This is a genomic window from Antarcticimicrobium sp. (assembly GCF_029212575.1).
Lineage (GTDB): Bacteria > Pseudomonadota > Alphaproteobacteria > Rhodobacterales > Rhodobacteraceae > Antarcticimicrobium.
In genome coordinates this window covers 75,030-93,600 of sequence record NZ_JARGPK010000058.1, presented here as the reverse complement: position 1 = coordinate 93,600, position 18,571 = coordinate 75,030, and the positions used below count along the sequence as shown (strand labels likewise).

Genomic DNA, 18,571 nt, shown 5'->3' with positions numbered 1-18,571 from the left:
CATGCCAAACCGTCTCTGTTCCCCTAAAACGGTAGTAAATTTGGATTTCGAGACTTGCCTCGCGATTGTTCCGGGGCGGAACCGCAGAGAGGTATTGTCATGCTTGGTCGCCGTATTTGCGCAGCCCTCGTCGCGTCAGCCATGATCGTCGTTCCGGTGCAGCGCGCCATGGCCAGCGACGCCGCCAAGGTTCTGGGCGGGGCCATCCTGGGCGGGATCATTCTAAACGAGTTGGGCAAGACGCACCGCCGCACCACAACGCGGCCCAGGATCAGCGCGGCGCAGCGCGAACAGACCCGCCAGGTGCAGACGGCGCTGAACTATTTCGGCTACAACGTGGGCACCGCCGACGGTGTCGCCGGTCGCAAGACCAGCGCGGGAGTGGCGCGCTATCAGGGGGACATGGGCTTCAACCCGGACGGCAGGCTGGAGCAGTTCGAGCGTGATTTCCTGCTGTCGAGCCATCAGCGCGCTCAGGCGTCCTCGCATATGGCGCCCTACGCCGGAATCCTCGCCAGGCAGGGCCGGCCAGGCCTGCTGCGGACCTATCGCAACGAACAGCTGGGCATCGCGACGCCGCAACCGGCGCCGCAACCCGCGCCGGTGCCCCCGACCCAGCCCGCGCCGGTTCCCGCCTCGACTCCGCCGGTGGCTGAGCCCAACAGGCCGGACGTGACCCGCAAGGCGCCCGCCGCGCTGCCCGATTTCACCGTCGGGCAGGTTACCCGCTCGGTCAACGAACATTGCAATGAGGTCAATTTGCTGACCGCTGCAAACGGGGGGCTGACCGGAGCCAGCGGGCTGGCGGATCGCGAGTTTGCCCTAAACGAACAGTTCTGCCTGGCGCGGACCCACGCGATGTCGGAAAGCACCGCGATCACCGGGACCATCGCCAACATGACCGAGGCGCAGGTCGAGAGCCAGTGCCACGGGCTGAAACAGGTCATGGCCGACCATATCTCAGGGGCCGAGGGTCAGGACGACCCCGGCGCAGTGGTGCAGAGCGTCGGCACCTTCCTGCAAGGCACGGGTCGCCCGATGGATCAACTGATCTCGGCCGGAAAGGTCTGTCTGGGCGTCGGCTATCGCATCGACGATGCCGAGATGGCATTCGGCTCGGCGGTGCTGCTGGCCGGGGCCGGGATCGCGCCCTATGGCGAGATGATCAGCCACCACCTGCGCGAGGGTTTCGGCACGCCCAAGGCTTCTGCGTCCACGGCACAAGGCTGGATGGACTTGGCGCTGGATGCAGTGGATGACGGGGACACTCCGTTGACCGGCCAATCGGCCGAGCGGATCGCGGTTCTACGTGCGGCCTCCGGCGGCGCGGCGAACGCGCTCAACGCGGAACTGCCGATCTTCAACCTCGGCGATTGATATCCGATATGCCGGTCGCCGCCTTTGCAGCGATCGGTCGGTTCCGGGCCGTGGCAATTGGCAGGCCATGGCCCGTTTTCCTCGGTCGCGCCCGTAACGGCGCATTCTCGGGGTCTTGTCAAGGCAATGGGATTGAAGGTAGTGGGTCACTTTGAAATCAGTGCTGCGGCACGTTTCGGATGAAGTCGTAATGCACAATAATTTGATCATGTAGACGCTGCGCCGGTGCATCCAATTGGATCGAACCAACTTCAAGGCCTGCCTTACGAGCTTCATTCATTGCCGGGATCATGTCTGGACCTGCCGCATTCTTGTGCCGCTCCAGGTGCTCGTTTAGTCCACCTTTCGTTCGAAAGCGACAGGGCTTTTCCAGCCCAGTGCTGAGTGCCGCCGCTGCGGATTGTAGAAGCCGTTGATGTATTCGAAGATGGCCATCTCAGCCTGCCGCCGGGTTTCCCATGACCGTCGCCAGATCATCTCGGCCTTGATGGTTTTGAAGAAGGTTTCAACAGCGGCGTTATCATAGAAATTTCCCTTGCCACTCTTGGACACCCTGAACCCATGCTTTCGCAAGATTTTCCGGTAGTCGTGCGAACAGTATTGGCTACCCCTGTCCGTATGCTGAATGCCGCCCGTCGCCGGTGCGCGGAATGCGATAGCCATCTGTAGGGCACGTATCGCCAGATCGCGCTTCATCCGATTGCTCACGGCCGATCTGTTACCCGGCTTGACCAATACGGATACTCATTGATACTGCGTATCAACTGCCGGGCAGTGGTCCGCCCACTGGTTAGCGCGATCCGCACTGCATCCTTGCGGAATTCGTCTGTCCGTTTCAGTCCCATAGTCAGTCTCCTTTGTTGCAGTAAATGCTATCAAAGGAGCGGCATCAAACCGTGACAGGTCCATTTCAACCAGGAAGGACATCTCAAAAGCAGAACCAATTTCAAGCTCAATCGGGCCACCGCTCTTGCCGAGTGGCGCGGTCTCGGCGCGGCATAAGGGACAGCCCTAATGTCCTTGCAGAGACGAGTTCGCATCCGTCTGACAGCACCGCCACCGACCTTCGAGGATTTCCGTAACACCGACGCTCCCGCGATTTCTGCCCGGGTCTTCCCCACCTCAACCGGGCAAGAGAAACAGCGTGATCGCCGGAAACATCACCAGGATCGCCACGCGCAGCAGGTCGGTGGCTACGAAATAGACAACGGCTTTGTAGGTCTCAACGATCGGCGTCTTCTGATCCATCGTATTGATGACAAACAGGTTCATTCCTACCGGTGGCGTGATCAGCCCGACCTCGACCACGATCAGAACCAGGATGCCGAACCAGATCGCTACATGCTCGGCACTCATGCCGAAATCCAACTCCGAGATCACTGGAAAGAAGATCGGCACCGTCAGCAGGATCATCGACAGGCTGTCCATCAGACAGCCAAAGATCAGGTAGAACACCAGGATCACCGTCAGAACGCCCATTGGGCTGAACCCCTGGCTGACCACGTAAACCGACATTTGCTGAGGCACCTGCGTCAGCGCCAGAAAACCGTTGTAGAACGCCGCGCCCAGAATGATGAAGAACACCATCGCGGTCGAACGGGCCGTCGCGATGAAGCTTTCTATCAGTGTCTGCCAGGTCAGCCCGCCATTCAGCCAGGCGATCAAACCGGTCCCGAGCGCACCGACCGCAGCACCTTCTGTCGGGGTGAACCAGCCCTTGTAGATGCCGCCCACGACCAGCCCAAAGACCAGCAGCACAGGCCACACGTCGATCAGGGCGCGAATGCGTTGTGCCATCGGCACGGGCGGCTTGGTCCCGGCGGCATCGGGATGCACCCGCACATAGATGGATATCGCAAGGACATAGCCGAGCGCCGCCAGGACCCCCGGGATGAAGGCCGCAAGAAACAGCTTGGCGATGTTCTGTTCGGTCAGGATGGCGTAGATCACCAGCACCACAGACGGCGGGATCAGGATGCCCAGGGTGCCGCCCGCTGCCAGCGTCGCGGTGGAAAAGCCGCCTGCATAGCCGTATTGCTTCAACTCCGGCAGCGCCACACGGCCCATGGTGGCCGCCGTCGCCAGAGAACTGCCGCAGATCGCGCCGAACCCGGCGCAGGCCCCGATTGCCGCCATCGCGACACCGCCCCGACGGTGTCCAAGAAAGCCCTCGGCAGCCTTGAACAGTGCCGAACTCATCCCGCCCAGCGTGGCGAAATAGCCCATCAGCAGGAACATCGGCACGATGCTCAGGGAATACGAGGAATAGTTGGAATAGGTTTCGCTTTTCAGCCGGATCAGGGCCATTTTCGAGCTGCCGGTAACGATGGAAAGCCCCACCAGCCCGACAATGAACATCGCCAGACCGATCGGCACTCGCAGAAAGATCAGCACCATCAACGCAGGAAACGAATAGAGGCCGATCTCAAAGGCGCTCATTGTTCGGCTCCGTCGCGCGACCGGACCACACTTCGGTTCCAGAAAAATTCATAACAGCGGGCGGCGGCCATATAGACCCCGGCAATCGCCCCGATGACGGCGGCGAACAGGCTGGCCGCATAGGACCACCAGATCGGAAATTGCAGCAGGAACGTCGTCTCGCCATAGCGTTGCTTGGACAGCATCCCGTCATACAGCTTCCAGGCGATGAGAATCAGGGCGATGGCGAAAGCGATGTCGATGATCATCTGCAAGAACCGATTCACAATTCGCGGAAAAACTTTGGTCAGAACATCGACCGAGGCATGACCGGCAGTAACCTGGCACAGCGGGATAAAGGCAAATATTGCAAAGGCGACACCCGCCTCGACCAGTTCGAAATCCCCCAGGATCGGCCCGACCCCCAGATCCAGAAGATATTGCGAGACCCCCGGTGCCAGCGCGCCGATCTTGCCGTGAAGAATGGTGTTCAGCACGCGTCCCGCAACCGACAGGCAGGTCAGGATAATCAGCGACCCAAGCACAAGACCGCCCAGAACGGCCATTGCGCGGCCAAGTCTTTCTATTATCTGATGCATGGCCAAACCCCGATCCTTTTATCGGAAATGTCGCTGCGCCAGCGAGCTGACGCAGCGATCCGTCTTATTTGTAGTTTGCCATCAAGGCTTTAGCTTCGTCGATCAGGGCTTGCCCATCGATACCCTTGGCGTTCATATCGGCGACCCAGGCATCATAGACCGGAGCTGCAGCCTCGGCCCACGCCGCGGATTGCTCCGCGTCCAGCGTAATGACGTTGTTGCCAAGCGCGATGGCAGCGTCGCGACCGGGATCATCCTCGCTGGCCTGGGTTGTCCCCGCGAACACCGAGAACCCCAAGCCCGAGTTGTCGTCGATCACCTTCTTCAGATCGTCGGGCAACGCGTTGTAGCTGTCCCAGTTCATCGCCAGCACGAAGGTCACCGTGTACAGCATTGGGCCGGTGAACTCCGTGTGGTTGTGCACCAGTTCCGAAGACTTCAGAGCCCGCGTCACTTCCCAGGGTATCGTGGTGCCGTCGATCACGCCCTTGGACAGGGCCTCCGGCACCGCCGGAACCGGCATGCCGACCGGAGTCGCGCCCAACTGTTCCAGTAGGGCGTTCACCAGCCGCGAAGCACCACGTATCTTCATGCCATTGAAATCGGCGGGCGCGGTCACCGGTTTGTTGGCATGGATCACCCCGGGACCATGCACCCAGACGCCCAGCACCTTCATGTCCTTGAACTCGGTATCCATCATGTGCTTTTCCATCATCTGCCAATAGGCGGCAGAAGCGGCGGCGGCATCGGTCACCATGAACGGCAGTTCGAACACCTCGGTCGACGGGAAGCGTCCCGGCGTATAGCCGTTCACGTTCCAGGTGATATCAAGCAGCCCGTCGATCACCTGGTCGAACAGTTCCGGCGGCTTGCCGCCCAGCTGCATCGACGCATAGCGGGTGATCGCGATGCGCCCGCCCGATGCTTCCTCGACCTTGTCGGCCCAGACATCGATGATCATATGCGGAATCGTCGCCTGCGCGGGCAGAAAGCTCTGCAGGTTGAATTCGTGCTCCGCGGCCGAGGCCGCAGTGGAAATGCCAAGCACCATCGCGGCGGCGCCTGCAAGTCCAAGTAGGGTTCTTCGATTGGTCATCAGATCCTCCCTTGACCATGGTTGTATTGCATTATAGTGCCTTTGATTTGCGTCTTGTGCATCATATTGCCGGGCGTCTATCGTTACGCATTGCTGGCGAATTACGGTCTGCTTTGGCCATCAAACCGGCTCCCGACTGAAAACGTCGGCTGTCCGGCCCAAACCATAGAAGTTCGGGCGCAGCGCCGGAAAGGCGTGGTCCAGCAGGCTCTGCGGTGTCCGGCCCTCGCATTGTTGCATCCTGCGCTGCGGGCGCGACTGACCCATCAGGAAAATCTCGTTGTTGCGCACCGCGAAGATCTGACCGGTGACGTCCTCTGCCGCCGCCCGCTGCCTCGATCTCACGCGTCACGTCGCGGGCGGGCGCATTGTCGCAGCCTTCGCCATCGCCTGCGCTGCCCGGATCATTGACGATAACGAAGGCCCCATGGGCCGCCGGAATCAGCGCACTGTCGCGCCCGACGCCGCGTCCCGCTCCGGTGACAAGGGCCACCTTGTCTGTCAGCAGGCTTTGTCCCAATCCCTCGCTCCCTTTACTTCCACCTGATCACCACCCCACCCAGGGCCGCACCAGGATGTCGGAACCCGGCTTTCAGAGATTCCCTGATTGCCCGAACACAAAAATACGTATAAGAGTACTACAATACCTAATAACAAAATGGAAGCGTTTTGGAAGGACGCCACGATGAGCCAGCCCCGGGACTACAACGCCACCACCGAAATGGTGGACCGTAACGTCCTCGACGGCTACGGAGACAAGGTCGCCTTTGTCGACCCCTCCGGCTCGCTAACCTACCGGCAGCTGCAGACCGCCACCATGCGCGTCGCCAACATGCTCACCGGCCTCGATATCCGGCCAGAGGCCCGTATCGCCGTCCTGATGCCGGATACCGTGGACTATCCTTGCGTCTTCTGGGGCGCGATTCGGGCCGGTATCGTGCCGGTTTGCCTGAATACCCTGCTGACAGCGGACCAATACCTTTACATACTGCGCGACAGCCGCGCCAAGGCGCTGATCCTTTCGGCCGCGCTACTGGACACAATCCGCCCGCTGCTGACCCAGCTACCCACGCTGCGCCACATTATCGTCTCAGACAGTGAAACAAGTGACTATCTCGGCTTGAAATCACTGATGGACGCCAGCAGCGACGCTTTCGACACCGCCCGAACATGCAGCGACGAAACCGCCTTCTGGCTCTATTCCTCGGGTTCGACCGGCGCGCCCAAGGGCGTGCGCCATGTCCATACCAGCCCCGCCTATGTGGCGGACACCTACGGCAAACAGGTGCTGGGTATCCGCCATGACGACATCTGTTTTGCCGCCGCCAAACTGTTCTTCGCCTATGGTCACGGGGCCAGCATGGCTATCCCGATGTCGGTCGGCGCGACCACCGTGCTGATGCCCGACCGTCTCTCGCCCGCCGCTGTGTTCTCGGTGTTCCAAACCTTCCGCCCGACCCTGTTCTTCGGCGTTCCCACACTTTATGCTGGCATGCTGGCCGACCCGGAATGCCGCCGCGAAAATGGCTCTGACCGGCTGCGGCTATGCGTCTCAGCGGGCGAGGCGCTGCCAGAGGATGTTGGCCAGACCTGGCAAACCCGCATGGGCGTCGCCATCCTCAACGGCATCGGCTCGACCGAGATGCTGCACGCATTCCTGTCCAACCGTCCCGACGATATCCGCTATGGCACCGTCGGGCGCGAGATCCCGGGCTACAGGCTGCGCCTTGTCGATGACAACGGGCGCGACGTGGCCAATGATGAGTTGGGCGAACTGCTGGTCTCCGGCGGATCGGCAGGTGACGGCTATTGGAACCAGCGCGACAAGACCCGCGCCGTTTTTGCCGGGGAATGGGTGCGCACCGGCGACAAATACACCCGCGATCCCGAAGGCTACTACCACTACGCCGGACGCGCCGATGATATGTTCAAGGTTTCGGGTCGCTGGGTATCGCCTTGCGAGGTGGAACAGGCTCTGATTTCGCACCCCGCGGTGATCGAGGCCGCTGTCGTCGGCCATGCGGACGAAAAGGGGTTGGTCAAGCCCAAGGCCTTCGTGGTGCTGGCCAACGACCAGAACGCGGCGGCGCTGTATAACGACCTCAAGGCCCATGTCAAAACCGCCGTCGGCGTATGGAAATATCCGCGCTGGATCGTCGCGGTGGACGACCTGCCGAAAACCGCTACCGGCAAGATTCAGCGGTTTCGGCTGCGAGCCCTGGAACAGGACGGCGCAACATAATCGAAATCATCACCCTCGGGCGCGGCACGCCCGTGATGTCGTCACTTTGTGTCGATTCCGAACCGATCTGCCTGCGCTGCAACATGGCCCAAGCCTAGGCGCTGCTGTGTTTCGACGACAGCCTGCTCGATACGGCTTTCCCTGACCTTGCCTGCGACGGTGCGTCAATCGTGGTCAATTCAGCGCGCCCGGCGCAGGATCTGCGCAGGATCTGCCCGGGACAGGAACGCATCGGATCACCCCGGTAGACGGACGCGCCATCGCCGGTCACATCTGCCACCATCCTTGCGAAACTGCTTGTAGCAGGGTTGAACTGGACGAAACCGTCGGCATTTGCAGCCGGGAACGATTCGTCGGCGACAATGCGTTGGCCGAGGGCCGGACCTTCCCGGCCCCACCCGTTGAGCGCTCGCAATCCGTCGCCATCGTCGGCGGCGGCCCCGCCGGTTTGTCTGCCGCCTGTCAACTGCGCCGCCGCGGGTATCGTGTGACCCTGTTCGAAGCCGCAGAACAGCTTGGCGGGGTGATGCGTCATGGCATCCCCTCCTACCAGTTCGACCGCGCCGTGCAGGACGGAGAGGTCAACCGCAGCGCCGCCATCGGCATCGACATCCGTCTGAACGTTGAGGCCAGGGACAAGGCCGCGCTGGAGGATCTGAAAAGCCAGTATGACGCGGTCTATCTCGCCATGGGGCGCAGGCGCGGAGGTTTGTCCCGCGTCGGTGTGGGATCAAGTCAAGGACATCTCTGGGACTCCCTGCGCCAAGCTGGCGCAGGGCTGGGGCAACAGACCTGTTGCATGGAAAGAAGTAAATAGGTACTGTTATGCCAGTTTATGAGATTCCCGGGGACAGCACATGTATGACGAACTTACCACCGGCACCTCTGAAGCCCGCACGATCACGGTGGACCGCGACCGCACGATCGGTTTTATGGGAGAGGAGTGCCGGGTCTACGCCACTCCGTCACTGGTGCAAGACATCGAACATGCCTGCCGCGACTTGATTCTGGCGCGCATCCCAAAGGGGCAGGATTCTGTCGGCACCAAGGTCAATATCGCACATCTGGCCGCGACGATGCTGGGGATGCAGGCGACGATCACCGTGACTGTTTCTGAGGTTGATGGCCGTCGTGTGGTTCTGGACGTCAGCGCCAGCGACACGGTCGAGCCGATCTGCAAGGGCAGCCATGAGCGGTTCATCGTCGACATCGCCAAGACCGCCGAGCGGTTGCGTCAGAAGGCCGCGAAAGCCGGTGCGGCATGAAAGGCTGACGCGATGCACACCCCCGGAAACACTGTCTCGAAAACGGTTTCGTCCTATTGCTATCAATGCGTGGCAGGGCCTGACCTGATGAAGGTCGATACGCTGGACGGGGTTCCGGTGCAGGTGCGCCCCAACGGTACGGCCGCGGCGGTTCACCCGGCGCATGGCAAGGTTTGCGTCAAGGCCTTTGGCCTGATCCAGAAGACCAACAACCCGCATCGCGTACTGACCCCGATGATCCGCAGCAACCCGCGCAAGGGCAGGGGAGAGGATCCCGGCTTTCGTCCCGCCACCTGGGACGAGGCACTGGAGCTCATCTGCGGCAAGCTGAACCAGGCGCAGGCCAGGGGCAAGATGGATGACAGCGGCTTTCCCCGCGTTGCCGCCAGTTTCGGCGGCGGCGGCACGCCGACCGTCTACATGGGCACGTTTCCCGCCTTTCTGAGTGCCTGGGGTCCGGTCGACATGAGTTTCGGCAGCGGGCAAGGGGTGAAGTGCTATCACTCCGAGCATTTGTACGGCGAGTTGTGGCACCGCGCCTTTACCGTGTCGCCCGACACGCCGCTGGTCGAGATGGTGATTTCCTTCGGGGCAAATGTCGAGGCCTCGGGAGGGGTTTGCGGTGTTCGCCGCCATGCCGACGCGCGGGATCGGGGCATCAGGCGGGTGCAGGTCGAACCGCATCTGTCGGTGACGGGGGCCTGTTCTGCCGAATGGGTGCCGATTCGACCCAAGACCGACCCGGCCTTTATGTTCGCGCTGGTGCATGTGCTGCTGCACGAGGCGGGGCGCAAAAGGCTGGACCTGCCGTTTCTGAAGGCAATGACGTCTTCGCCCTATCTGGTGGCGCCGAACGGGTTCTATCTGCGTGATCCCGCGACAAAGAAGCCGTTGGTCTGGGATTTGGGCGAGGGGCGGGCGGTGCCGTTCGACGCCAAGGGGATCGATCCGGCGCTGGAGGGGGAATTTGCCGTGGCCGGGGTCGAGGTTGGCCCGGATGATGTGGAATGGGTCCATGACGGGATACCATGTCGCCCGGCCTTCGCGCATCTGGTCGACCATGTGAGGCCCTACAGCCCGGAATGGGCCGCCGAGATCTGTGACGTAAAGGCAGAGGTGATCCGCAAGACGGCTCTGGACTTCCTTGACCACGCGCATGTTGGCGAGACGACCGAGGTGAATGGCAAGGAAATGCCGTTCCGCCCGGTGGCGATTTCGCTGGGCAAGACGGTGTGCAACGGCTGGGGCGGGTATGAGTGCGTCTGGGCGCGTACGGTAATGGCAGTGTTGATCGGCGGGCTGGAAGTGCCGGGCGGGACGCTGGGCACCACTGTGCGATTGAACCGGCCTGCGGACAATCGCTGGTCCAGCGTGGTGCCGGGACCTGACGGGTTCATGAACTATCCGATGAACCCGACGAAAAAGGGCGAGTGGCAAGAGGTGCCGACCTCGCGCCATGCGCATCAGACGCTGGTGCCTTTGGCGGCGAATTCACCTTGGAGCCAGGCGTTGGGGCCGACGCACCTGGCCTGGATGGCGCAGAAAAAGGGGTTCGAGCATCTGCCGAAACCGACCCCACCGGATGTCTGGTTCGTCTATCGCACCAATCCGGTGATCTCGTTCTGGGATACCGGGGCGGTGGGCGAGGCGATTGCGAATTTTCCGTTCACCGTCTGCTTTGCCTATACGCACGACGAAACCAACCACATGGCCGACGTGCTGCTGCCTGAATGCACCGATCTGGAGGGGCTGCAGCTGATTCGCATCGGTGGGTCGAAATATGTCGAACAGTTCTGGGATCATCAGGGATTTGCCCTGCGCGATCCGGCGGCGAAACCGATGGGCGAGGCGAAGGATTTCACCTGGATCGCGACGCAACTGGCCAAGGGCACCGGGCTGCTGGGCGATTACAACATGGCGATCAACAAGGGGGCCGCCGGGGTGCGGTTGTTCGGCAAAGGGTTCGACTTTTCGCTGGAGCCCGAGGTCGAGCATTCGGTTGAAGGCATCTGGGACGCCTCGTGCCGCGCGGCGTCGGCGGAACTGACCGAGGGGGCGGAAAGCCAGGGGCTGGACTATTATCGCGAGCACGGGTTCCGCATGATCCCGTTCCCGCGCGAGCGTTGGTATCTTTATCCCGCGATGATCGAGCAGGGGCTGCGGTTCGAACTGCCCTATCAGGAGCGGCTGCTGAGGATCGGGCAGGAGCTCGGCGCGCGTCTGCACGAGAAGGGCATCACCTGGTGGGATCGGCAACTCAGGGAATACGAGGCGCTGCCGCACTACCAGGACCTGCAGGGCCTGTGGGAACACGCACAAGAGGCCGCCTATAACGTGAAGATTGAGGACTATCCGTTCTGGCTGCTGACGACGCGGTCGATGCAGTATTCCTGGGGCGGAAACGCCGGCCTTCAGATGATCCACGAGATCGCGTCGAACGTGGCCGGGCATGGCGGCGTGATGATGAACCCGGAGGCGGCGCGGCGGCTGGGGCTGGAAGAGGGCGACCTGGTCGAGATCGCCTCGCCTATCGCCGAGACGAAAGGTGCGGTTATCCTGCGCCAGGGGATCAGGCCCGATACCTTGCTGATGATCGGCCAGTTCGATCACTGGAAGACACCGTTTGCCAAGGACCTGAAAACCCCCAGCATGAACGCGCTGACGCCGATGTCGCTGGAACTGACCGACGCCACCGGATCGGGGGCCGATCTGGTGCGGGTTTCGGTGCGCAAGCTGGGGGTGGGGGCATGACGCGCTATGCGATCGTGGCGGATCTGAACCGCTGCGTCGGCTGTCAGACCTGCACAGCGGCCTGCAAGCATGCCAACGCCACCGCGCCCGGGGTGCAGTGGCGAAAGGTGCTGGATTTCGAGACTGGCGAATACCCCGACGTGTCGCGCGCCTTCGTGCCGGTGGGCTGCATGCATTGCGAGACGCCTTCCTGCATGGACGTCTGCCCCTCGACCGCGACCGGGCAGCGCGCCGATGGCATCGTGACCATCGACTATGACATCTGCATCGGCTGCGCCTATTGCGCCGTGGCCTGTCCCTATCAGGCGCGCTACCGCGTCGATGAGCCCTCCGCGGCCTATGGCGTCGGCAAGACAATGCGCCACGAGGCCGCGCGTGAGGATCCCGCAAGGCTGGGCGTGGCGCAGAAATGCACGATGTGCGTCGATGTGATCGACGCGGGCGTGGCCAAGGGGCTGGTGCCGGGCGTTGACATGGGGGCGACCCCGGTCTGTGTTGCGTCCTGTATCGCGGGCGCGCTGCACATGGGCGATCTGGACGATCCCGACAGCAACGTGTCGCAGCTGTTGCGCGAAAAGCGGCATTTTCGCATGCATGAGGAAATGGGCAACGGGCCGGGGTTCATCTATCTTTACGATGGCGAAATCGCGGACATGACCCCGATCGACCCGGCGCCGATGGTGGCCGATCCGGTTGGGTTGGCGGCGGTGTCGCCGAAACCGCAGACAAGCTGGGACTGGCGCGCGGCGGCGAACTTCATGGCCGGTGGCGCGGGGACCGGGCTGTTTGCCGCGACGATGCTGGCCGGGCTGTTTGCGCCGGTGATCTGGGGCGCGGCCTTTGCGGCGTTGGCATTGGTCGGAGCGGGACTGTTCTGCGTCCTGCTGGAGATCGGGCGGCGCTGGCGATTCCTGAACGTGTTCCGCAATGCGCGCACCAGTTGGATGACCCGCGAGGCGATGATGGCGGTGCCGTTCTTTGCCTTTGGCGGTTTGTCCTGGCTGACCGGCTGGGTGGTTCTGGGCTGGCTGGGCGCGCTGTTCGGGCTGGCGTTTCTGTATTGCCAGGCGCGAATTCTGCGGGCGGCCAAGGGTATTCCGGCCTGGCGGAAGCCGGAACTCGTGCCGTTGATCGTATCCACTGGCCTTGCAGAAGGGACGGGTCTGTTGGGTGTTGTCGTTGCCACCACGACGGCGACGGGCGTGCCGGGGTTGGGGATGGCCCTGGCCGCCCTGGTGGCGGCGCGGTTCGTTCTCTGGAAACGTTATCGTCGGGCGCTGGGAAAGACCGGCGCGCCGGTGCAGACGTTCAGGGTTCTGGATGGGCCGAGGAGCGGGCTGATCGGAGCGGGGCAGGCGGCAATCCTCGCGCTGGCCGGCTATGCGATGCTTGGCCTGCCGTTGCAGGGGCTGGCGCTGGTGCTGGCGGGGCTGGCGGCGGCGGGCACCGGCTGGCTTTTCAAATACACGCTGATCACGCGCGCTGCGATGAACCAGGGATTTGCCGTCGAAAGAATGCCTGCCCGTGGCGCCGGGGAGAGCGCGCCAGGCATAAAGCCGGGCTGGACCACGGCCTGAAATGGTAACCCGGGGCAACAGGCCCGAGGAGGAACTGACATGCTGGATCGGACACACAAGACCCCGGATTACATGTATGACCACAAGGTCGAGACGATGTCCCGCGCGGCCCTTGCCGAGTTGCAGGCCGAGCGCCTGCGCTGGTCGCTGGACCGCGCCTACGCGAACGTGCCACATTACCGGAAGGCTTTTGACAAGGCCGGGGTGAAGCCGGACAAGTTGAAATCGGTTGATGACCTGCGGCATTTCCCGTTCACCGTGAAGACCGACCTGCGCGACAATTACCCGTTCGATATTTTTGCCATGCCTCGCGCGCAACTGGTGCGGGTGCATGCGTCGTCGGGAACGACCGGAAAGCCGACGGTGGTGGGCTATTCGAAAGGCGATATCGACCGCTGGTCGGATCTGATGGCGCGCTCGATGGCGGCGGCGGGGTTTCGCCCTGGCGACCTGGTGCACAACGCCTATGGCTACGGGCTGTTCACTGGCGGGCTGGGCGCACATTACGGGGCCGAGCGGTTGGGCTGCACGGTGGTGCCGGTCTCTGGCGGGGGCACCGAAAGGCAGGTGACGCTGCTGCGCGATTTCGGTGCGGTCAACCTGTGCTGCACACCGTCCTACGCGCTGAACATCGTCGAGGTCGGCGCGCGCATGGGCATCGACATCGCCGCGCTGCCGGTGCGGCGCGGGCTGTTCGGAGCGGAGCCATGGTCGAACGAGATGCGGGCGGAACTGGACCGGCGGCTGGGGCTGAAGGCGATCGATATCTACGGGCTGTCCGAAATCATGGGGCCAGGCGTGGCCTGCGAATGCGATACGGCACGCGCCGGGCTGCACGGCTGGGAAGATCATTTCCTGTTCGAGGTCGTCGACCCCGAAACGCAGGAACCGCTGCCGATGGGATCGCAGGGCGAGCTGGTCATTACCACGCTGACCAAGGAAGCGATGCCGATGATCCGCTATCGCACCCGCGACATCACTCGGCTGACGGATGAGCCCTGCGCCTGTGGCCGCACCCATCTGCGCATTCTGCGCGTTGCGGGGCGGGATGATGACATGATGATCATCCGGGGCGTCAACGTCTATCCCAGCCAGGTCGAGGCGGTCCTGGTTGGGCTGGCCGGTCTGGCCCCGCACTATCAGATCAGGCTGTTCAAGGAAGGTCCGCTGGACGCGATGGCGGTCGAGGTAGAGGTGCTGCCCGGTGCCGCCTGCGACGATGCAGCGCTGAACGCCAAGGCGAGCGAACTTCGCCATCACATCAAGTCAATTATCGGCGTGACATGTACCGTGACGGCACGGCAGCCGGGCGAGATCCCGCGATCCGAGGGCAAGGCGGTTCGGGTGGTCGATCAGCGCTGAGGCCGTCCGAGAGGCGGAAGAGTTTCCCGTCGCCACAATCGCAAGACGCAAGGTCCGGGTGGCGGCGGGGCAGTTGGGGGGTGTCTAAACCTCGAACGCCCGTTCCAGCGGAGCGATCTCGCCGAAGGTGTTCTTGACAGACGCGAAATAGGGTTTGCGTTGCCCGCGATAGAGGATGCCGGTGTTCATGCCGTCATCGGTCATGATCCGCCGCGCTGCGCGGGCCGGGTCGTCGGTTTCGGGCACGCTGGCCCCGTGCACCTGGTTCTTCCATTCTTTCTCATCCGGGCGGAATGTGACGCAGGGGCTGAGGATTTCCACGAAGGAAAAGCCGGGGTGGTTCACCGCTTCGACGATGGTCTTGGTGCAACCCTTGATATTGCCGGAAAACTCGCGCGCGACGAAATTGGCCCCCGAGGCCAGTGCGATCACCAGCGGATGGAACGGCGACAGGCCGGTGCCGCCGGGAGACAGAGCGCTATCCCAGTCAGGTTCGGTCGTGGGCGAGGGCTGACCCTTGGTCATGCCGTAGACCCGATTGTCCATCACGATATAGGTCATGTCGACGTTGCGTCGGCAGGCATGAAGGAAGTGGTTGCCGCCGATGGAAAAGCCGTCGCCGTCACCGCTCATCGCCAGGACGGTCAAGTCGGGGCGTGCGATCTTCAGCCCGGCGGCGAGCGACAGCGACCGGCCATGCACGCCGTGAAAGCCATAGCAGTTTGTATAGGCTGGGATCCGCGAGGAACAGCCGATGCCGGAGATCACGGCGATGTCTTCGGGTGGGCGACCCAGTTCGGCCAGCGCCCTGGTGATTGACATCAGGACGTGGAAATCGCCGCATCCGGGGCACCAGACGGGGGTGACATCAGAGGTGAAGTCCTTGGGTTTCAGGTTGGGAACGTTCATTGGCTTTTCCAATCGCGGATGCTTGAGGCGATTTCGTCGGGCCCGATCGCGTCGGGGCCTTCGCGGTTCAGACGGTCGATGTCGAAGGGCAGGTCGATATGCGAGCGGACGTAGCGATAAAACTGGCCAGAATGGTTTTGCTCGACAAACAGCACCCGTTTGGCCCCGGACAGCGCGGCTTGCAGTGGCTTTTCAGGGAAGGGCGAGATCTGGCGCAAGGCCACCAGCCGGACGTCAATGCCGTCGTCCTGCAGGGCGTCGATCGCCTCGCGGACGGCTCCGGTCAGTGAACCCCAGGTCAGGATGACGGTATCGCCGGTTCCTTCGGTGACACCCCAGTGGTCGCCGAAATCGAAGGCCTCGATCTTGTGCAGACGCTTGTCCATCTGCTGGCGCTGCGCCTTGGCGGTGCTGGAGGGCGTGCCGCGTTCGGTATGGGTCAGGCCGTCGGCGGTATACTGCCCGCCGGGCTGGCCGGGGATCGACATTGGCGAGACGCCATCGGCGGTGACAGCATAGCGCAGATAGGGCTCTGATGCCGCCTGATAGGGCTTGCGCCGGGTCAGAAAGGTTACATCGGCGGGCCGGTCGATCAGCACATGCGCCTGACCGATGGATTGATCCGACAGCACAATCACGGGGCTTTGCAAGGTCTCGGCGATATGCACCGCCCATTGCGCGGTGAACAGGCAGTCGGCAACGGATAGCGGGGCCAGGACCACATGCGGCGCATCGCCGTGAAAGCCGTGGACCGCGATGTTCAGGTCCGATTGCTCGGACTTGGTGGCGATGCCGGTGGACGGCCCGGCCCGCATCACGTCGATCACCACAAGCGGTACTTCCGCCGCCGTCGCCAGCCCGAGGCTTTCCATCATCAGCGACAGGCCGGGGCCGGAGGTGGCGGTAATCGACGGACGCCCGCCATAGGACGCGCCCATGATCATGTTGATCGAGGCCAGTTCGTCCTCTGCCTGGACTAGCGCACCGCCGATGCTGGCCAGCGCCGGGGCGAGGTATTCCAGCACCTCGGTGGCGGGGGTGATGGGATAGGCGGCCGCGAATTCGACCCCGCCGCGCAGGGCGCCGAGGCCCACCGCCTCGTTTCCGGTGATCAGCCAGCGCTTGCTGTCGGGTTTGCCGGGGGTCTCCAACACGAAACGGGTGCCGAAACCGGCGGCGGCGGTCATTCCTGCCTCGATGCAGAGGCCGCCGATCTCGATGGCGCTTGCACCCTTGCTCTCCAACTTGGAGGCGACGACCTGCATCACCATGTCGATGGGCAGACCCGTCAGTTGGGCGACCAGCCCGACGCAGATCATGTTGGGCCGACCGCCCTGGATGGCCTTGGCCAGCTCGCCGATCGGGCATTCGACAATGGTGCAATCGCCGTCACGTAGGGCGGCGGGCGGGTCGCCCGCGGCGGGGTCGGCGATGACCAGCCCGGCGGACGCCACCGGCATCGAGCCGATGAAACGGTCGGCGTTTTTCCAGTCGATGGCGACCAGAATGTCGAAATCGCGCGACATGCAGAAGGCTGGTTTCGTCGAAAGCCGCACCAGCGCCGCAGCCTCGCCGCCCCGGATCTGTGGTCCGACAGAGCGGGTCATCAGCCCGTGCCAGCCGGATTTACCCGCCGCTTCGATCAGGATCGAGCCTGCGGTGATCGCTCCGGCGCCGCCGCTGCCGACCACGGCGAAGGACACGTTTTTCGCTGATTTCATTGAATTCTCTGATTTCATTGAGGCTGTCATGTCAGGTCCGCGTTCTGGTGTAGCTTTCGGGTTGCTGAATTTCTTTAAAGGTTTCCGGTTGACCCTAATTAAGTATTAGAGTACCACTTTACGGTAATAGAGATTTCAAACCCTGTCAACAAGCGCAAGCGCAGAGATACCGGAGCGAAACATGGCAAGACGCTGGATGATGGTTTCAGGCGAAAAGCCTATGGTAAGGGAAGAGTTTCAGCCTGATGCGCCGGGTCCGGGCGAGGTTGTCGTCGAGATTGCGGGATGTGGGGTCTGCCATACGGATCTGGGATTCTACTTTGACGGCGTGCGCACCAACCAGCCGCTGCCGCTGTGCCTGGGGCATGAGATCAGTGGTATCGTGACGCAGGCGGGCGAGGCGGCGGGGGATTGGATCGGCAAGCCGGTCATCATCCCCGCCGTGATACCCTGCGGGGAATGTGACGCCTGCCAGCGCGGCAAGGGTACGATCTGCCGGGCACAGAAGATGCCGGGCAACGATATTCAGGGCGGCTTTGCCACCCATATCACGGTGCCCGCGCGCGGGCTGTGTCCGGTGGATATGGACCGGCTGACGGCGGTCGGGCTGACGCTGGCCGATGTCTCGGTGGTCGCTGATGCGCTGACCACGCCCTATCAGGCGGCGGTGCAGGCCGGGATCGGGCCGGGCGATCTGGTGATCGTCAACGGCACCGGCGGGGTCGGCGGCTATGCCGTGCAGGTGGCCGCCGCGATGGGGGCGACGGTGGTTGCCATTGACGTGGTGCAGGAAAAGCTGGCTGCGGTGCAGGGGCATGGCGCGGCTTTGGCGCTGAATGCGCGGGATTTTGATTCGCGTGGGTTGAAGCAGGAAATCATCGGATTTGCCAAGGCGAACGGGCTGAAGACGTCCGAGTGGATCATCATGGAGTGCTCCGGCACCGCCGCCGGGCAGACTGCCGCCTTCGGCCTTTTGAACCACGGGGCAACCATGTGCGTCGTCGGTTTCACCATGGACAAGGTCGAGGTGCGATTGTCCAACCTGATGGCGTTGCACGCCCGCCTCTTGGGTAATTGGGGCTGCCCACCGGAACTGTACCCCGGTGCGCTGGAACTGGTGCTGTCGGGCAAGGTCAAGCTGGCACCGTTCATCGAACAGCGCCCCCTCGACGACATCAACGCGGTGTTCCGCGACGTGCATGACGGCAAACTTGTCCGGCGACAGATTCTGGTGCCCGGATCGTGAAGGAGAGC

The 18,571-nt window shown here is 62.8% G+C and carries 15 protein-coding genes and 2 pseudogenes; 9 read left to right on the top strand and 8 right to left on the bottom strand.

What is annotated here, in order from left to right; translation table 11 throughout:
* Positions 1-141 precede the first annotated feature (141 nt).
* Positions 142-1,377, top strand: coding sequence for a peptidoglycan-binding domain-containing protein (locus P1U75_RS13995; RefSeq protein WP_300244513.1), 1,236 nt, complete (start codon positions 142-144; stop codon positions 1,375-1,377).
* A 333-nt stretch (positions 1,378-1,710) separates the two neighbouring features.
* Here P1U75_RS13995 and P1U75_RS13990 read toward each other — a convergent pair.
* Positions 1,711-2,088: pseudogene (locus tag P1U75_RS13990) on the bottom strand (IS3 family transposase); the annotation flags it as partial.
* 195 nt (positions 2,089-2,283) lie between these two features.
* Here P1U75_RS13990 and P1U75_RS13985 point away from each other — a divergent pair.
* Positions 2,284-2,379, top strand: a pseudogene (locus P1U75_RS13985) (IS6 family transposase); the annotation flags it as partial.
* 120 nt (positions 2,380-2,499) lie between these two features.
* On the opposite strand, the gene P1U75_RS13980 reads toward P1U75_RS13985, so the two are convergent.
* From P1U75_RS13980 to P1U75_RS13965, 4 genes are all read right to left on the bottom strand, one after another.
* A complete protein-coding gene (locus P1U75_RS13980; RefSeq protein WP_300244511.1) occupies positions 2,500-3,816 on the bottom strand; it encodes a TRAP transporter large permease in 1,317 nt (438 codons plus the stop codon).
* Entirely contained in the window at positions 3,813-4,394 is a 582-nt protein-coding gene (locus tag P1U75_RS13975) for a TRAP transporter small permease (RefSeq protein ID WP_300244509.1), read from the bottom strand. Before P1U75_RS13975 ends, P1U75_RS13980 begins: the two co-directional genes overlap by 4 nt.
* 64 nt (positions 4,395-4,458) lie before the next feature.
* Positions 4,459-5,490 (bottom strand): TRAP transporter substrate-binding protein, encoded by a 1,032-nt coding sequence (locus P1U75_RS13970; protein ID WP_300244507.1) that lies wholly within the window; start codon positions 5,488-5,490, stop codon positions 4,459-4,461.
* A 120-nt stretch (positions 5,491-5,610) separates the two neighbouring features.
* Positions 5,611-5,835 (bottom strand): hypothetical protein, encoded by a 225-nt coding sequence (locus tag P1U75_RS13965; RefSeq protein ID WP_300244504.1) that lies wholly within the window; start codon positions 5,833-5,835, stop codon positions 5,611-5,613.
* Positions 5,836-6,175: 340 nt separating this feature from the next.
* Between P1U75_RS13965 and P1U75_RS13960 the strand changes: the two genes are divergently transcribed.
* Positions 6,176-7,732, top strand: a complete 1,557-nt coding sequence (locus P1U75_RS13960) for a benzoate-CoA ligase family protein (protein ID WP_300244502.1) — start codon at positions 6,176-6,178, stop codon at positions 7,730-7,732.
* A gap of 94 nt (positions 7,733-7,826) precedes the next feature.
* Here P1U75_RS13960 and P1U75_RS13955 read toward each other — a convergent pair whose 3' ends face one another.
* Entirely contained in the window at positions 7,827-8,267 is a 441-nt protein-coding gene (locus P1U75_RS13955) for a hypothetical protein (protein WP_300244560.1), read from the bottom strand.
* On the opposite strand from P1U75_RS13955, the gene P1U75_RS13950 reads away from it, so the two are divergent.
* From P1U75_RS13950 to P1U75_RS13930, 5 genes are read left to right on the top strand one after another with little or no spacing between them, the layout of a single operon-like run.
* Positions 8,181-8,549, top strand: coding sequence for an NAD(P)-binding protein (locus P1U75_RS13950; protein ID WP_300244499.1), 369 nt, complete (start codon positions 8,181-8,183; stop codon positions 8,547-8,549). The genes P1U75_RS13955 and P1U75_RS13950 overlap by 87 nt on opposite strands.
* Before the next feature lie 40 nt (positions 8,550-8,589).
* Positions 8,590-8,997 (top strand): hypothetical protein, encoded by a 408-nt coding sequence (locus tag P1U75_RS13945; RefSeq protein WP_300244496.1) that lies wholly within the window; start codon positions 8,590-8,592, stop codon positions 8,995-8,997.
* Positions 8,998-9,009: 12 nt separating this feature from the next.
* Positions 9,010-11,748, top strand: coding sequence for a molybdopterin-dependent oxidoreductase (locus tag P1U75_RS13940; protein WP_300244493.1), 2,739 nt, complete (start codon positions 9,010-9,012; stop codon positions 11,746-11,748).
* On the top strand, positions 11,745-13,325 hold the full coding sequence (locus P1U75_RS13935; RefSeq protein WP_300244490.1) for a DmsC/YnfH family molybdoenzyme membrane anchor subunit: 1,581 nt from the start codon (positions 11,745-11,747) through the stop codon (positions 13,323-13,325). Before P1U75_RS13940 ends, P1U75_RS13935 begins: the two co-directional genes overlap by 4 nt.
* Positions 13,326-13,364: 39 nt before the next feature.
* Positions 13,365-14,687: a phenylacetate--CoA ligase family protein gene (locus P1U75_RS13930; protein ID WP_300244488.1), complete on the top strand. Its 1,323-nt coding sequence runs from the start codon at positions 13,365-13,367 to the stop codon at positions 14,685-14,687.
* 84 nt (positions 14,688-14,771) lie between these two features.
* Here P1U75_RS13930 and P1U75_RS13925 read toward each other — a convergent pair whose 3' ends face one another.
* On the bottom strand, positions 14,772-15,596 hold the full coding sequence (locus tag P1U75_RS13925; protein ID WP_300244486.1) for a 2-oxoacid:ferredoxin oxidoreductase subunit beta: 825 nt from the start codon (positions 15,594-15,596) through the stop codon (positions 14,772-14,774).
* Complete coding sequence (locus P1U75_RS13920) at positions 15,593-17,317, bottom strand: 2-oxoacid:acceptor oxidoreductase subunit alpha (protein ID WP_300244484.1); 1,725 nt, start codon at positions 17,315-17,317, stop codon at positions 15,593-15,595. Before P1U75_RS13920 ends, P1U75_RS13925 begins: the two co-directional genes overlap by 4 nt.
* A gap of 181 nt (positions 17,318-17,498) precedes the next feature.
* On the opposite strand from P1U75_RS13920, the gene had reads away from it, so the two are divergent.
* A complete protein-coding gene (gene had, locus P1U75_RS13915) occupies positions 17,499-18,563 on the top strand; it encodes a 6-hydroxycyclohex-1-ene-1-carbonyl-CoA dehydrogenase (protein WP_300244482.1) in 1,065 nt (354 codons plus the stop codon).
* The last annotated feature ends 8 nt before the right edge of the window (positions 18,564-18,571 follow it).

Bases quoted from the DNA above. Each gene is read 5' to 3' on its own strand.
- P1U75_RS13995 (WP_300244513.1), top strand. From the start codon at position 142: ATGATCGTCGTTCCGGTGCAGCGCGCCATGGCCAGCGACGCCGCCAAG.
- P1U75_RS13980 (WP_300244511.1), bottom strand. From the start codon at position 3,816: ATGAGCGCCTTTGAGATCGGCCTCTATTCGTTTCCTGCGTTGATGGTG.
- P1U75_RS13975 (WP_300244509.1), bottom strand. From the start codon at position 4,394: ATGCATCAGATAATAGAAAGACTTGGCCGCGCAATGGCCGTTCTGGGC.
- P1U75_RS13970 (WP_300244507.1), bottom strand. From the start codon at position 5,490: ATGACCAATCGAAGAACCCTACTTGGACTTGCAGGCGCCGCCGCGATG.
- P1U75_RS13960 (WP_300244502.1), top strand. From the start codon at position 6,176: ATGAGCCAGCCCCGGGACTACAACGCCACCACCGAAATGGTGGACCGT.
- P1U75_RS13955 (WP_300244560.1), bottom strand. From the start codon at position 8,267: ATGACGCATCACCCCGCCAAGCTGTTCTGCGGCTTCGAACAGGGTCAC.
- P1U75_RS13945 (WP_300244496.1), top strand. From the start codon at position 8,590: ATGTATGACGAACTTACCACCGGCACCTCTGAAGCCCGCACGATCACG.
- P1U75_RS13940 (WP_300244493.1), top strand. From the start codon at position 9,010: ATGCACACCCCCGGAAACACTGTCTCGAAAACGGTTTCGTCCTATTGC.
- P1U75_RS13935 (WP_300244490.1), top strand. From the start codon at position 11,745: ATGACGCGCTATGCGATCGTGGCGGATCTGAACCGCTGCGTCGGCTGT.
- P1U75_RS13930 (WP_300244488.1), top strand. From the start codon at position 13,365: ATGCTGGATCGGACACACAAGACCCCGGATTACATGTATGACCACAAG.
- P1U75_RS13925 (WP_300244486.1), bottom strand. From the start codon at position 15,596: ATGAACGTTCCCAACCTGAAACCCAAGGACTTCACCTCTGATGTCACC.
- P1U75_RS13920 (WP_300244484.1), bottom strand. From the start codon at position 17,317: ATGAAATCAGCGAAAAACGTGTCCTTCGCCGTGGTCGGCAGCGGCGGC.
- had (WP_300244482.1), top strand. From the start codon at position 17,499: ATGGCAAGACGCTGGATGATGGTTTCAGGCGAAAAGCCTATGGTAAGG.